We start from the raw sequence: 267 nt of genomic DNA on the forward strand, positions 1-267 counted from the left end.
CTAATAAAATAGACGTTAATGTACATGTAATGAGTGAGAAGAAAATAATATATTGAATAAGTGATGAAGAAGACTCGACATCAGCAATTAATGCGTCACGTTTCTCATTTTCTTCATTTGTATATTTATTAAAACGACCTAAAAGATCATTTACATAATCTGTTTGTGCTAAAGCAATTCTAGATGCTTCGTCCCATTTTCCTTCACGCGCAAGAGGGAGTACCTCATTATCTATGACGCTACGCCATTTTCCTCCCATTAAAATGG

1 pseudogene is annotated in these 267 nt (G+C 34.1%); it reads right to left on the reverse strand.

Annotation, left to right across the window (positions count from 1 at the left end):
* Positions 1–267 (reverse strand): annotated as a pseudogene (locus tag SB717_RS36420) (methyl-accepting chemotaxis protein); the annotation flags it as partial.

The organism is Priestia sp. SIMBA_032 (assembly GCF_046535215.1).
Classification (GTDB): domain Bacteria; phylum Bacillota; class Bacilli; order Bacillales; family Bacillaceae_H; genus Priestia; species Priestia aryabhattai.